Here is a 13,411-nt window from a genome sequence, read left to right as displayed (position 1 = left end):
CGCTCAGGCGTCCGCCGGCACCTCGCCGCGATAGCGGTCGCGCAGGCTCACCTTGTCGATCTTGCCGGTGCCGAGCTTCGGCAGCGGCTCGTCGCGCAGCCAGACGTAATGCGGCAGCTTGAACTGGGCGATCCGCTCGCGGAGGAAGGCGGTCAGCGCTTCGGCGGTCAGCGTCCCGTCCTCTTCCGAATAGACGACCGCGGCCGGCACCTCGCCGAGCCGTTCGTCGGGCACGCCGAACACGCAGGCTTCGGACACCGAGATGTGGGCGTAGATCGCCGCTTCCACTTCCTGGCAGCTGATATTCTCGCCGCCGCGGATGATGATGTCCTTCTTGCGGTCGACGATGAACAGATAATCGTCCTCGTCGAGATAGCCGATGTCGCCGGTGCGGAAATAGCCGTCGGCGGTGAAGGCGGCGGCGGTCGCGTCCGGGTCGCGCCAATAGCCGCGGAAATTGGCCGAGGACCGGATCGCGACCTCGCCGCGCTCGCCGGTGCCGAGCTTGCGGTCGCCCTCGCCGAGGATGACCAGATCGACCATCGGCCGGTGCGGCCGGCCGGTGGAGGCGGGCTTGTCGAGATAGTTCTGCCAGAAATTGCCGCAGCCCACCGCATTGGTCTCGGTGAGGCCGTAGCCGAGCGCCGGCTGGGTGTCGCCGAACGTCTCCTTCAGACGGTGGACGTGCGCGACCGGACGCGGGGCGCCGCCGGCGGCGATGTCGGTGAGGGTGGAGAGATCATATTTGTCGCGGTCCGGATGCTGCATCATCTCGAGGCTCATCGTCGGCACGCCCACGAAATAGGTGACCTTCTCCTGCTCGATCAGCCGCATCGCCTCGCCCGCGTCCCATTTCGGCATCAGCACCATGCCGCGCCCGATCACGAAGCTGTTGAGCAGCACCGGCACTTCGCCGGTGACGTGGAACATCGGCACGTTGACCAGGGTGCGCGGCGGATTGGCGGGCGCGCGGCCTTCGGTCTCCATGATGCCGAGCAAGGTCGCGAGCGCGATCGAATAGGTGTAGACGCCGCTCGTCACCGCGCGGTGGGTGGAGACGGCGCCCTTGGCCGCGCCGGTCGAGCCCGAGGTGAAGAGGATGGTGGCATCGTCCTCCGGCCCCACCTGCGGCAAGGCGGCGCCCTCCCCGCCCCGATCCAGCAGCGGCGCCACGGCGGCGCCGATCTCCCGCTCGATCGGCAGGGTGACGGTGGGGAGCCACAGGCCGGTGGCGTCGAGCCGCTTCGCCCGCGCCTCGTCGGCGATGATCAGCTTCGGCTCGGTCAGTTCCAGCGCGTGGCGCATCTCGTCCGCCTGCCACCAGCCGTTCAGCAGGGTGGCGATGCCGCCCGCCTTCAGCACCGCCATATAGCTGACGATCCAGGCGGGGGCGTTGCGCATCGCGATGCCGACCCGGTCGCCCTTGCCGATGCCGTAGCCACCGACCAGCCCCTGCGCGACCCGCGTCGCCTCCCGGTTGAGATCGGCGAAGGTGAGGCGCTCGCCTTCATGGACGACGGCCACCGTGCCGCCGTGGAGCGCGCAGAAGGCGTCGAACAGGCCCGGCAGGGTCGGCGGCAGGTTGGTGACGATCGCGCGGCCCTCGGCATCCTCGCCGAGCAGGATCCGCCCGCCTTCCCCGGTGACCGCCGCCAGCACCGCATCGAACTTCCGGTCGAGCACACTCGGCATCCAATTCTCTCCTGATCATCTGATTCTTGCAGCCAGACTAGCATGCTCCGCCCGCCCGCCAATCCCGACGAAAGGGGAGGTCGGCACGCGCCCGCGCCCCTTCCGCCCGCCCGGCGGCCTTGCTAAAGGCCGGGCACCATCCTGCCATCCGGGGGAACGACGCTGCTCACCGACATTGCCGCGGCCGCCGGCACCGCCATCCGCTGGACGGATCTCGGCCTCCATCCCGTCGCCCTCGATCTCGGCTTTTTCGAGCTGCGCTGGTATTCGCTCGCTTATCTCGCCGGCATCCTGCTCGGCTATTGGTACATGCTGAAGCTGCTCGCCCGGCCCGGGGCCCCGATGGCGCGGCGGCATGCGGACGATCTGGTCTTCTATGCGACGCTCGGCATCATCCTCGGCGGCCGGCTCGGCTATGTCATCTTCTACAATCCCGATTATTATTTCCAGAATCCGGGGGAGATCATCCGGCTGTGGGACGGCGGCATGTCCTTCCACGGCGGCGTGATCGGGGTCAGCCTCGGCATCCTCTATCTCGCCTGGAAGCAGAAGCTCGATTGGCTGCGCATCCACGATTATGTCGCCTGCTGCGTGCCCTTCGGCCTGCTGTTCGGCCGCCTCGCCAATTTCGTGAATGCCGAGCTGTGGGGGCGCCCGACCGACGTTCCGTGGGGGATCGTCTTTCCCGGCGGCGGCGAGGTGCCGCGTCACCCGAGCCAGCTCTACGAAGCCGGCCTCGAAGGCCTGCTGCTCGGTCTCGTCCTCTGGTATCTGTTCTGGAAGACCGACGCCCGCTACCGGCCCGGCCTGCTCGTCGGCACCTTCATCCTCGGCTACGGCCTCAGCCGCTTCCTGGTCGAATTCTTCCGTTCGCCGGACATGCAGCTGATGTGGCTGGTCGAGGACACCGGCCTGTCGATGGGCCAGTGGCTGACGGTGCCGATGATCCTGGGCGGCGTCTATCTGATCGCCACCGCGAAGGGCCGGCGCGACCGGGTGCATGACGTTCCCGCCTGACAGCGGCCCACCCGCGTCCGGCCGCCTGGCCGAGCGGCTGGCGCGGCTGATCGCGGCGTCCGGCCCGATCTCGGTGGCCCATTATATGGCGGAAGCGAACGCGCATTATTACGGCACCCGCGACCCGCTGGGAGCGGCGGGCGACTTCACCACCGCGCCCGAGATCAGCCAGATGTTCGGCGAGCTGTGCGGGCTGTGGCTGGCGGATCTCTGGCTGCGGGCCGGCCGTCCGGCGGGCGCGGCCTATGTGGAGCTGGGACCGGGCCGCGGCACGCTGGCCGCCGACGCGCTGCGCGCGATGCGCGCCGCCGGGCTCGCGCCGCCGGTCCATCTGGTGGAGACCAGCCCGGCGCTCCGGGAGGCGCAGGCGTCCCGCATCCCGGCCGCGCGCTGGCACGACGATCCCTCCACTCTTCCCGAAGACGGTCCGCTGCTGATCGTCGCCAACGAATTCTTCGACGCCCTGCCGGTGCGCCAGTGGGTGGCCGCGAAGGACGGCTGGCGCGAGCTGCTGGTGACGCACCGCGGCGACGCTTTCGAGCGCGTGCCCGGTCCGCGCGTCCCCGCCCCCTATGACGCCGATCCCGGCACCGTGGTCGAAGCCTCGCCCGCCTCGGTCGCGGTGATGGGCGACATCGCGCGCCGGATCGCGGCGCAGGGCGGAGCGGCCCTGATCGTCGATTACGGGCATGAGCGCAGCGGGGTCGGCGACACGCTGCAGGCCGTGTCCGCCCATGCCTTCGCCGATCCCTGGCGGGAGCCGGGCGAGCGCGACCTCACCGCCCATGTCGATTTCCAGGCGCTCGCCGAGGCGGCGCGGGCCGCGGGCGCGGACGTGTGCGGGCCGGCGACGCAAGGGGACTGGCTGAAGGCGATGGGCATCGACACCCGCGCCGCCGCGCTCGCCGCCGCCGCGCCGGCGCGCGCGGGCGAGATCGCCGCCGCCCGCGACCGGCTGACCGGCGCCGAGCAGATGGGCAAGCTGTTCAAGGCGATGGCCGTGGTCGCGCCCGGCTGGCCGCGGCCCGGGGGCTTCTGACGATGGCCGCCGCCTTCCGCCCCGCCGGCATCGACGACGCCCCGCGCCTGGCGGAGCTCGGCCGCCGCAGCTTCGTCGAAACGTTCGGCCATCTCTATACGCCGGAAAATCTCGCCGCCTTCCTCGCCAATCACGACGCGAGCCGCTGGCGGGAGGATCTGGCCGATCCGGACCATGCGATCATCCTCGCCGAGGAAGACGGCGAAGCGGCGGGCTATGCCCAGCTCGGCCCCGTCACGCTGGTGACTCCGCCCGAGCGGCTGCCGGCGATCGAGCTCAGGCGTCTCTACCTCCTGAAGCCCTGGCACGGCACCGGCCTGGCCGCGGCGATGATGGACTGGGCGGTGGCGGAGGCGCGGCGGCGGCAGGCGCGCGACCTCTATCTGTCGGTCTTCATCGACAATCACCGCGCGCGCCGCTTCTACGACCGCTACGGCTTCGTCGAGATCGGCACCTACGATTTCATGGTCGGCGACCATGCCGACACCGACCTCATCATGCGGCTGCGGCTGGAGGAATGACGATGGTGGAGCCGATCCGCGCCGCGATCCTGGGCGATGTCCCGCACGGCTTCCTCGGGCGCCGCGGCGGCGTGTCGGAGGGCGTGTGCGCCGGGCTGAACGTCGGCCTGGGCTCGGGCGACGATCCCGGCCATGTCCGCGAGAACCGGCGCCGCGCGGTCGCGGCGGTCGCGCCCGGCGCGAAGCTGGTGACGCTGCACCAGGTCCATTCGGCGGTGGCGCTTCCGGCCGAGGCGCCCTGGCCGGACGACGCGCGGCCGCACGCCGACGCGCTGGTGACCGACCGCCCGGGCCTCGCGCTCGGCATCCTCACCGCCGATTGTACGCCGGTGCTGTTCGCCGACCGGAAGGCCGGCGTCGTCGGCGCCGCCCATGCCGGCTGGAAGGGCGCTTATGGCGGCGTCGTCGAGGCCACCGTGGCGGCGATGGAGCGGCTCGGCGCCGCGCGCGCCCGCATCGCCGCCGCCGTCGGCCCGACCATCGCCCGCAAGAGCTATGAAGTGGACGATGCCTTCTTCCGCCGCTTCGTCGAGGCGGAGACGGAGAATGAGCGCTTCTTCACGATGGGACGGGCCGGCCATCATCAGTTCGATCTCGAAGGCTTCGTCGTCCACCGCATCGCCGAGGCCGGGCTGCGGCGGATCGAGGCGCTGGGCCTCGACACCTATTCCGATCCGGAGACCTTCTACAGCTACCGCCGCGCCACCCATCGCGGCGAGCCGGATTATGGACGGCAAATTTCGCTGATCGCCTTGCCTAACCCTCTTTAAACATGCCAAAAGTTACTTACATCAGTGTCAGCCGACGTCTCCCTGTCGGCCCCGGTCGTAGGTCGCTAGCCCCCTGTCGGCCTGCGGCCGGAAACCGGCCCCGCCGCGTTCCCCCCTTTTCCGCGGCGGGGCCACTTTCCTCCCCTCGCCGGCTCTGGCATCACCTCGCGGAACGAACGGGGGAGACGGATGGCGGAGCGCTGGGGGCTGTGGGGCGGGCTGATCGCCTTTGCCGCGATGCTGGCGCTGCCGCCGCCGGCCGCCATGCCGCCCGAGGCCTGGCGCACCGCCGCAATCATCGTGCTGATGGCGACCTGGTGGATGACGCAGGCGCTGCCGCTCACCGCCACCGCCTTCGTCCCCTTCCTCGCCTTTCCGCTGCTCGGCGTGATGGGCGCGGGCGAGACGGCGGGCCAATATTATTCCCCGATCCTGTTCCTGGTGCTGGGCGGCGCGATCATCGCGCTGGCGATCGAACGCACCGGTCTTCACCGCCGCCTCGCCCTCGCCATCGTCAGCCGCGGCGGCGCGACGCCGGGGGCGATGCTGTTCGCCTTCATGGGCGCGACCGCCTTCCTGTCGATGATCGTGTCGAACACGGCGACGACCCTCATCATGATGCCGATCGCCATCGCCGTGCTGCGCGCCGCCCGCATCGCCGAAGGGGAAACGGACGGCTTCGCAGGCGCGCTGGTGATGGGCATCGCCTTTTCCGCCTCGATCGGCGGGCTCGGCACTCTGGTCGGCTCCCCCACCAACGCCATCGCCGCCGGCATCATCCAGCGCATCACGGGTACGGAGATCAGCTTCCTGCTGTGGGCGACCTACGGCCTTCCGCTGGTGGCCGTCACCGTTCCGCTGTGCTGGCTGATCCTCACCCGGGTGCAGCATGTCAGCGGCCGGGACTTCGACGCCGCCGCCGCCCGGGCCGGGATCGGCGAGGCGGGGCCGTGGAGCATTGCCGAGCGGCGGCTGGTGCCGCTGGTCGCGGCGGTCGTCGCCGCCTGGATCGCCGCGCCGCTGATCGCGCCCTTCCTGCCGGGAGATTCGCTCACCGACGGCACCATCGCTATCTTCGGCGCGCTTGCCCTGTTCGTCATCCCGGACGGCACCGGGCGGCCGCTCCTCAACTGGGACGAAGCCAATCGCGCGCCGTGGGGCGTGATCATGATGTTCGGCGGCGGTCTCGCGCTCGCGGCCGGGATCAGCGCGTCCGGCCTCGCCGCCTGGCTCGGCACCGCGCTGGAGCCGCTCGGCGGCGTCCATCCGGTGATCATCGCGCTGGTCCTCGTCGCCCTGGTGATCGCCGTCACCGAATTCGCGTCCAACGTCGCGTCGGCCAGCTCGATGATCCCGGTGGTGGGCGGGCTGGTCATCGCCACAGGCGCCGACCCCATTCTCCTCACCTTGCCGACCGCCATCGCGGCGAGCTGGGCCTTCATGCTGCCGTCCGGCACCGGCCCCAACGCCATCGCCTGGGCGACGGGACACATCGCGCTGCCGCGCCTGCTGAAGGCGGGGCTGATCATGAATCTGATGGCGCCCCCGCTGATCGTCGGGATTGTCTGGATGATCGGCCTGCTTATCGGCTAGGGCGCGCCCATACAGAAAGGGCCAGACATGACCGACGAATCCGATCTCACCGGCGCGACGCCGCGCCGCCGCCCCAAGGCCGACGTGCTGGAAATCGGCGGCCGCAAGCTGAAACCCGCCACCTTGATGATGGGCCACGGCTTCGATCCCGCTTTGTCCGAAGGCGCGCTGAAGCCGCCCATTTTCCTCACCTCGACCTTCGTGTTCGAGAATGCGGCGGCCGGCAAGCGCCACTTCGAAGGCGTGACCGGCAAGCGGCCGGGCGGCGCCGAAGGGCTCGTTTACTCGCGCTTCAACGGCCCCAACCAGGAAATCCTGGAGGACCGCCTGTCGGTCTGGGAAGATGCCGAGGACGCGCTCTCTTTCTCCAGCGGCATGTCGGCGATCGCGACCCTCCTGCTCACCTTCGTCCAGCCGGGCGACGTCATCGTCCATTCCGGGCCGCTCTACGCCGCGACCGAGACCTTGATCGCCCGCATCCTCGGCCGCTTCGGCGTCACCTGGCTCGATTTCCCGGCCGGTTCGACGCGCGAGGAGATCGAAGGCGTGCTGGAGCGGGCGCGCGGCCAGGGCCGGGTGGCGCTCATCTATCTCGAAAGCCCCGCCAATCCGACCAATGCCCTGGTCGACGTCCAGGCGGTCGCCGCCGCCCGCGACGCCTTGTTCGGCGACGAAAAGCCGCCGATCGCGATCGACAACACCTTCCTCGGCCCGCTCTGGGCGAAGCCGCTGAAGGACGGCGCGGACCTCACCGTCTATTCGCTCACCAAATATGCCGGCGGCCATTCGGACCTGGTGGCGGGCGGCGTCGTCGGCGCCAAGCGCTGGCTCGACCCCATTCGGATGATGCGCAACACGATCGGCACGATCACCGATCCCAACACCGCCTGGATGCTGCTGCGCAGTCTCGAGACGCTGGAGCTGCGCATGACCCGCGCCGGCGAGAATGCCGCCAAGGTCTGCGCCTTCTTCCGCGATCATGCCAAGGTCGACAGCGTCGGCTATCTCGGCTTCCTCGAGGAAGGCGGCGACGCGCGCCAGGCGGACATCTACCGCCGCCACTGCACCGGCGCCGGCTCCACATTCTCGCTCTATCTGAAGGGCGGCGAGCGCGAGGCCTTCGCCTTCCTCGACGCGCTCAAGATCGCGAAGCTGGCCGTCAGCCTCGGCGGCACCGAGACGCTGGCGAGCGCGCCGGCGGCGATGACCCATCTGTCGGTTCCCGACGCGCGCAAGCAGGCGCTCGCCATCACCGACAATCTGGTCCGCATCTCGATCGGCGTCGAGGACGCCGACGACCTCATCGCCGATTTCGACCAGGCCCTGGCGGCGATTTAGGCGTTCGCGACTTCCCGTCCTCCCTGTCCGCGCAGCGGATGGGGAGGGGGACCATGCGAAGCATGGTGGAGGGGCGACACAAACGCGAACATCAATTCAGGCGTAGGGATATGCTCCGCCTCCTAACCCCCTCCCCCTTGATGGGGGAGGGTTGGGGTGGGGGTGGCCCCGCCGCCCGCCCGGCGCATCCGGAACCTCACCGGCGCCAGTCGTGGATCTCCCAGCCTTCGGCGCGGGCGAGGCGGACGAGGCGGTCGTGGGCGTTGGCGGCGACCGGCTCGTCGGACCAGCGGTGGACGCAGGCGTCCGAAATATGGTCCGAATAGAAGCGGATGTGGACGGCGTCGCGGTCGAGGCCCTCGCGCCGCAGCCAGGCCTCGATCATGGCGAGCTTGGACGGGCCGTAGCAATTCTCGCCCTCGATCCGCGCCACCACCCGGCCGTCGGCGTCGAGCCCCGTCTCGGTGGCGATGACGTCGCTGAAGCCGAGCCGCCGCGCGATCGCGGCCGCGTAGATCCGGTAGGAGGCGGTGGCGAGCACCAGCCGGCGCCCCGCCGCCACGTCGCGGGCGATGCTGGCGCGGGCGCCCGGCATGATGTTGGTCCGCAGCTGCGCGTCGGCGAAACTCTCGATCGCCTGTTCCAGCCGCTCCGCCGAAACGCGCCGGCCGATGAAGATCCGGTAGTTGAGCTCCTTCAGCCGCCCCCGGTCGACCAGCCGCGCGCCATAAGCGGCGAGCGTCAGCAGCGCGAGCGGCGCCAGCAGCAGCCGCCACGGCGCCAGCCGCCGCGCTGCGTGCAGCAGGAACGGCGTGTAGGTGGCCCGGCGGGTGATCGTGCGGTCCATGTCGTAGATGGCGAGCGTGGCCTTCATGGAACTTTCGCAAGCACAGACGCTTATATTTTGTCCACTCCTCAGCGCTTGCCGCCCGGCGGGATTTGAAGCACGATCCGCTCCCGAAATGACTGTTATCGCCGACTTCAGCCAGGATTATGAAGGCGAACGCTGTGTGCTGCGCTTCAGCGGCAACCTGACGCTCGCCCGTATCCGCAAGCTTTCCGAACGGCTCGACCAGGTCGAGGGCCGGGGGCTGCTGCTCGACCTGTCGGACGTGGGGCGGATGGACACGGTCGGCGCCTGGCTGATCTACAAGCTCGGCCGCGACCGCGAGGCGGAGATCACCGGCGCGAGCGAGGAGCATCAGCGGCTGATCGAGCAGGTCGGCGAGGCGGACCGGCCGGTGAAGGTGCGGCCCGATCCCGATTCCGCTCTCCACCGCGTGCTCGGCCAGGTCGGCGGCGCGGTGGCGATGGCGGGATCGACGCTGATCGGCCTGGTCGGCTTCCTGGGCGCGCTGCTGATCGCGGTGTGGAGCGTCATCACCCATCCGCGCCGCTTCCGCTTCAACGCCGTCGTGCAGCGGTTCGAGGTGGTCGGCGTTCACGCGCTCGGCATCATCGGCCTGATGAGCTTCCTGGTGGGCGTGGTGATCGCGCAGCAGGGCGCGCTCCAGCTGCGGCAGTTCGGCGCGGAGGTGTTCACCATCAACCTCATCGGCCGCATGTCGGTGAAGGAACTGGGCGTGCTGATGACGGCGATCATGGTCGCCGGCCGTTCGGGCTCCGCCTTCGCCGCCCAGATCGGGTCGATGAAGCTCACCGAGGAAATTGACGCGATGCGCACGATCGGCGTGTCGCCGATGGAGGCGCTGGTGCTGCCGCGGGTGATGGCGACGGTGCTGCTGATGCCCTTGCTCGGCATGTATGCGGCGCTGATCGCGATCGTCGGCGGCGGCCTGTTCAGCTGGATCTCGCTCGACATCCCGCCGGTCACCTTCTGGGGCCGGATCCGCGAGGTGGTGCCGATGACCGACGTCTGGCAGGCGCTGATCAAGGCGCCGGTCTTCGGCCTGATCATCGCCATGGCGGGCTGCTACCAGGGCATGCAGGTCGAGGGGAATGCCGAGGATGTCGGCCTCAGGACCACGGCGGCCGTGGTGCAGGCGATCTTCCTCGTCATCGTGCTCGACGCCTTTTTCGCGGTCTTCTTCAGCTCGATCGGATGGATGTGAAAAGCGGCGAGCCCCTCATCCAGGTCCGCGGCCTCAAGAACGCGTTCGGCGAGCAGGTCGTGCACGAGCAGCTCGATCTCGACGTGATGCGCGGCGAGATATTGGGCGTGGTCGGCGGGTCGGGCACCGGCAAGTCGGTGCTGATGCGCTCGATCATCGGCCTGCAGACGCCGGTCGAGGGCGACATCACCGTGTTCGGCGAGCCGATGATCGGCCGGCCGGAGGACGAGGCGAAGAATGTCCGCCGCCGCTGGGGCATCCTTTTCCAGGGCGCCGCCTTGTTCTCGACGCTCACCGTCGCCGAAAACGTCCAGGTGCCGATCCGCGAATATTTCCCTGGCCTCAGCCAGCAGCTGATGGACGAGATCGCCGCCTACAAGATCGTCATGACCGGGCTTCCGGCCGAAGCCGGCCCCAAATTCCCGTCGGAGCTTTCGGGCGGCATGAAGAAGCGCGCCGGCATCGCCCGCGCGCTCGCGCTCGATCCGGAACTGCTGTTCCTCGACGAACCGACGGCGGGGCTCGATCCGATCGGCGCCGCCGCCTTCGACCAGCTGATCTGCGAGCTGCGCGATTCGCTCGGCCTCACCGTGTTCCTGATCACCCACGATCTCGATACGCTCTATGCGATCTGCGACCGGGTGGCGGTGCTCGCCGACCGCAAGGTGGTCGCGGTCGGAACGATTCCGGAATTGTTGGCTTTGGACCACGAATGGATTCAGGAATATTTCAGAGGCCCGCGCGGGCGCGCCGCGGCCCAGACCATGGAAGGCGCTGAGGACTGATGGAAACGCGTTCCAACCATATGCTCGTCGGCGGCGTCGTGCTCGCGCTGCTGGCCGGGCTGCTGGTCTTCATCGTCTGGATGAGCCAGATCACCTCCGACGAGCAGCGGCAGTACGACATCTTCTTCCAGCAATCGGTCGACGGCCTCGCGCGCGGCGCGGCGGTGACCTTCTCCGGCGTGCCGGTCGGCCAGGTGGAATCGATCAACCTGATGCCGGACAATCCCGAATTCGTGCGGGTGCGCATCCAGGTGCGGCAGACGACGCCGATCCTGGAAGGCACCACCGCCACCATCCAGGGCGTGGGCTTCACCGGCGTGTCGCAGATCCAGCTCGACGGCGCGGTCCGCGGCCAGCCGCCGATCGAATGCCCGGAAGACAATGCCCAGGCCTGCCCGTTCGGGGTGCCGGTGATCCCGACCAAGCCCGGCGCGCTCGGCCAGCTGCTCAACACCGCGCCCGAACTGCTGGAGCGGGTGTCGACGCTTACCGAACGGCTGACCGAGCTGCTCGGCGACCGCAACCAGGCCTCGATCGCCGGCATCCTCGAGAACACCAATGCCATGACCCGCGAGCTGGCGGCGCGCTCGCCCGAGATCGCGGCGACCCTGGCCGAGGCCCGCACCGCCATCCGCCAAGCGGGCGACGCGGCCGAGCAGATCGGCCAGCTCGCCGGCTCGACCCAGCAGCTGGTCGACCGCGACGGGCGGCCGCTGGTCAACGACCTGCGCCACACGCTGCGTTCGGCCGAACAGAGCATGGAGAATCTGAACGCCGCCATCGCCGACGCGCGGCCGGGCCTCCAGGCCTTTTCCAACCAGACCCTGCCCGAAGCCGGCCAGCTGATCCGCGACCTGCGCGAAACCTCCGACTCGCTCCGTTCGGTGACCGAGCGGCTGGACCAGCGCGGTATCGGCGGGATCATCGGCGGCGAACGGCTGCCCGACTATCGCCCCGAAAGAAGAAGATGACGATGCGCCTGAAGCTGATCAGCGCCGCCGCTGCGGCCCTTACCCTCACCGGTTGCGCGGGCCTTGGCGGGCGCACCCCGCCCGAGCTCCTGACGCTGACGCCGGCGCAGTCCCGCCCCGCCCAGGCGCCGCGCACCGCCGGCCAGGGCGAGGCGATCACCGTCGTCGAGCCGACCGTGCCGCAGGAGCTGCGCACCAACCGCGTGCCGGTCCGCACCGCGGCCGGCACCATCCAGTATCTGCGCGACGCCACCTGGGTGGAAAATCCGAGCGCTCTGTTCGGACGGCTGGTGTCGGAGACGATCGCCGCCACCACCGGCCGCGTCGTGCTCGACCCGCGCCAATATACCCACGATCCGGGCCTGCGCCTCACCGGCCAGCTCCAGTCCTTCGGGCTGGACGAGGCGCGGATGGAGGCGGTGGCGGTCTATGACGCGGCGATCGCGCGCGGCGCCGGCATCAGCACCAACCGCTTCGAAGCCCGCGTGCCGGTGACCAGCGCGGCGCCCGGCGAAGTCTCGGCCGCGCTCAACCAGGCCGCCAACCGCATCGCCGCCGACGTCGCGGTCTGGGTGGGTCGGTAGCGCTTCGATTCCCCTCCCTGGAAGGGAGGGGTTAGGGGTGGGTGGGTCTCCACCGGCAGGGATTCTTCCGGTTACGCCCCCACCCCCACCTCCTCCCTGCGTGCAGGGAGGGGAGAACGCCTCGCCCCCTCAGCCGATTTCCGCGAAGGCGCGGACCGGGAAGGTGCCCATGCCCTTCACCTTGGGCGGCACCGCGGTGAAGCGGAAGCCGCTGTCCGGAAGCGCGCCGAGATTGGTGAGATGCTCGCACACCAAAGTGCCGGCGCCGAGCAGGATGGTGTGGACCGGGCGGGCGCGGGCGGCGGTGTCGTCGATATTGTGGCTGTCGATCCCGACCAGGGCGGCGCCTCCGTCGGCGAGCAGGCGGGCGGCGTCGGCGGTGAGGAAGGGATGGCCGTCGAAATAGGCGTCGCTGCCCCAATGCCGGTCCCAGCCGCTATGGACGAGCACCGCCTTGCCGGCGACGTCCAGCCCCTCGAACGCCTCCGCCCCGATCGCGGGACCCGGATGGCGCACCGCCAGCCCCTCCAGCGACGCGAGCCGGGCGAGGTCGAGCGCGGCGAGGTCCGCCCCGTCGGCGAAGCGGTGGAAGGGCGCGTCGACATAGGTGCCGGTATTGGCCACCATGTCGATGCGGCCGATCTGGAAGGTGGAGCCGTCGTCGTAGAAGCCGGCCGACCCCTCCCGCGTCCAATAGTCGCAGATATGGGGGCCGGGCAGGCCCTCGTAGGTCGTCATCCCGTCCACGATCACGTGGCTGAGGTCGACGAGCCTCTTTTCCTGCGCACGATCCGCCACAGCGCGAAGCCTCCGATCAGCATCCACACGACGTTGAGCGCGGCCGAGGGGACCGCGCCATGGTACCAGCCGTTGACGATGAAGCCCGCCGCGCCGAGCACGTTCATCGCCTGATAGAGCGGCGACTGGCCGTTCAGCCGCCCCATCGACAGCAGCAGATAGGCAAGCAGGATCAGGCTCGCGCCCGTCCAGCCGGCAATCTCCACAAGGATCCGCTCGAGCGTCACCCCG

14 protein-coding genes are annotated in these 13,411 nt (G+C 69.7%); 10 read left to right on the top strand and 4 right to left on the bottom strand.

Going from position 1 to position 13,411, the window contains the following annotated elements:
- Positions 1-3: 3 nt before the first annotated feature.
- Positions 4-1,692: a class I adenylate-forming enzyme family protein gene (locus ACK4K7_RS02530; RefSeq protein WP_431863582.1), complete on the bottom strand. Its 1,689-nt coding sequence runs from the start codon at positions 1,690-1,692 to the stop codon at positions 4-6.
- A gap of 162 nt (positions 1,693-1,854) precedes the next feature.
- Between ACK4K7_RS02530 and lgt the strand changes: the two genes are divergently transcribed.
- From lgt to ACK4K7_RS02500, 6 genes are all read left to right on the top strand, one after another.
- Positions 1,855-2,709, top strand: coding sequence for a prolipoprotein diacylglyceryl transferase (lgt, locus tag ACK4K7_RS02525; protein WP_431863632.1), 855 nt, complete (start codon positions 1,855-1,857; stop codon positions 2,707-2,709).
- Positions 2,693-3,748 carry a class I SAM-dependent methyltransferase gene (locus ACK4K7_RS02520; RefSeq protein WP_431863581.1) on the top strand — a complete coding sequence of 352 codons (1,056 nt, stop codon included), beginning with the start codon at positions 2,693-2,695 and terminating at the stop codon, positions 3,746-3,748. Before lgt ends, ACK4K7_RS02520 begins: the two co-directional genes overlap by 17 nt.
- Before the next feature lie 2 nt (positions 3,749-3,750).
- Positions 3,751-4,269, top strand: a complete 519-nt coding sequence (locus ACK4K7_RS02515) for an N-acetyltransferase family protein (protein ID WP_431863579.1) — start codon at positions 3,751-3,753, stop codon at positions 4,267-4,269.
- Entirely contained in the window at positions 4,266-5,039 is a 774-nt protein-coding gene (gene pgeF, locus ACK4K7_RS02510; protein WP_431863578.1) for a peptidoglycan editing factor PgeF, read from the top strand. Before ACK4K7_RS02515 ends, pgeF begins: the two co-directional genes overlap by 4 nt.
- 189 nt (positions 5,040-5,228) lie before the next feature.
- The gene (locus ACK4K7_RS02505; protein WP_431863577.1) at positions 5,229-6,632 is read left to right on the top strand and encodes an SLC13 family permease; all 1,404 of its coding nucleotides are present in this window, start codon (positions 5,229-5,231) and stop codon (positions 6,630-6,632) included.
- Positions 6,633-6,659: 27 nt separating this feature from the next.
- Positions 6,660-7,970: a cystathionine gamma-synthase family protein gene (locus tag ACK4K7_RS02500; RefSeq protein ID WP_431863575.1), complete on the top strand. Its 1,311-nt coding sequence runs from the start codon at positions 6,660-6,662 to the stop codon at positions 7,968-7,970.
- Between the two features lie 196 nt (positions 7,971-8,166).
- Here ACK4K7_RS02500 and ACK4K7_RS02495 read toward each other — a convergent pair whose 3' ends face one another.
- Positions 8,167-8,844, bottom strand: coding sequence for an HAD family hydrolase (locus ACK4K7_RS02495; protein ID WP_431863574.1), 678 nt, complete (start codon positions 8,842-8,844; stop codon positions 8,167-8,169).
- An 88-nt stretch (positions 8,845-8,932) separates the two neighbouring features.
- Here ACK4K7_RS02495 and ACK4K7_RS02490 point away from each other — a divergent pair, with 88 nt between their 5' ends.
- Genes ACK4K7_RS02490 through ACK4K7_RS02475 form a run of 4 tightly spaced genes read left to right on the top strand, consistent with a single transcriptional unit; the run spans position 8,933 to position 12,382 of the window.
- On the top strand, positions 8,933-10,042 hold the full coding sequence (locus ACK4K7_RS02490) for an MlaE family lipid ABC transporter permease subunit (RefSeq protein ID WP_431863572.1): 1,110 nt from the start codon (positions 8,933-8,935) through the stop codon (positions 10,040-10,042).
- Positions 10,033-10,827: an ABC transporter ATP-binding protein gene (locus tag ACK4K7_RS02485; protein ID WP_431863571.1), complete on the top strand. Its 795-nt coding sequence runs from the start codon at positions 10,033-10,035 to the stop codon at positions 10,825-10,827. Before ACK4K7_RS02490 ends, ACK4K7_RS02485 begins: the two co-directional genes overlap by 10 nt.
- Complete coding sequence (locus tag ACK4K7_RS02480; RefSeq protein ID WP_431863570.1) at positions 10,827-11,798, top strand: MlaD family protein; 972 nt, start codon at positions 10,827-10,829, stop codon at positions 11,796-11,798. The genes ACK4K7_RS02485 and ACK4K7_RS02480 overlap by 1 nt, the downstream gene beginning before the upstream one ends.
- Positions 11,795-12,382: an ABC-type transport auxiliary lipoprotein family protein gene (locus ACK4K7_RS02475; protein ID WP_431863569.1), complete on the top strand. Its 588-nt coding sequence runs from the start codon at positions 11,795-11,797 to the stop codon at positions 12,380-12,382. Before ACK4K7_RS02480 ends, ACK4K7_RS02475 begins: the two co-directional genes overlap by 4 nt.
- Before the next feature lie 129 nt (positions 12,383-12,511).
- On the opposite strand, the gene ACK4K7_RS02470 is transcribed toward ACK4K7_RS02475, so the two are convergent.
- Together ACK4K7_RS02470 and ACK4K7_RS02465 are read right to left on the bottom strand one after the other, a co-directional pair.
- Positions 12,512-13,180 carry a cyclase family protein gene (locus ACK4K7_RS02470; protein ID WP_431863568.1) on the bottom strand — a complete coding sequence of 223 codons (669 nt, stop codon included), beginning with the start codon at positions 13,178-13,180 and terminating at the stop codon, positions 12,512-12,514.
- Complete coding sequence (locus ACK4K7_RS02465; RefSeq protein ID WP_431863567.1) at positions 13,132-13,407, bottom strand: CBU_0592 family membrane protein; 276 nt, start codon at positions 13,405-13,407, stop codon at positions 13,132-13,134. The genes ACK4K7_RS02470 and ACK4K7_RS02465 overlap by 49 nt, the downstream gene beginning before the upstream one ends.
- Between the last annotated feature and the right edge of the window lie 4 nt (positions 13,408-13,411).

The organism is Allosphingosinicella sp. (genome assembly GCF_046295735.1).
Taxonomy (GTDB): domain Bacteria; phylum Pseudomonadota; class Alphaproteobacteria; order Sphingomonadales; family Sphingomonadaceae; genus Allosphingosinicella.
This window is presented reverse-complemented; position numbering and strand designations above follow the sequence as displayed.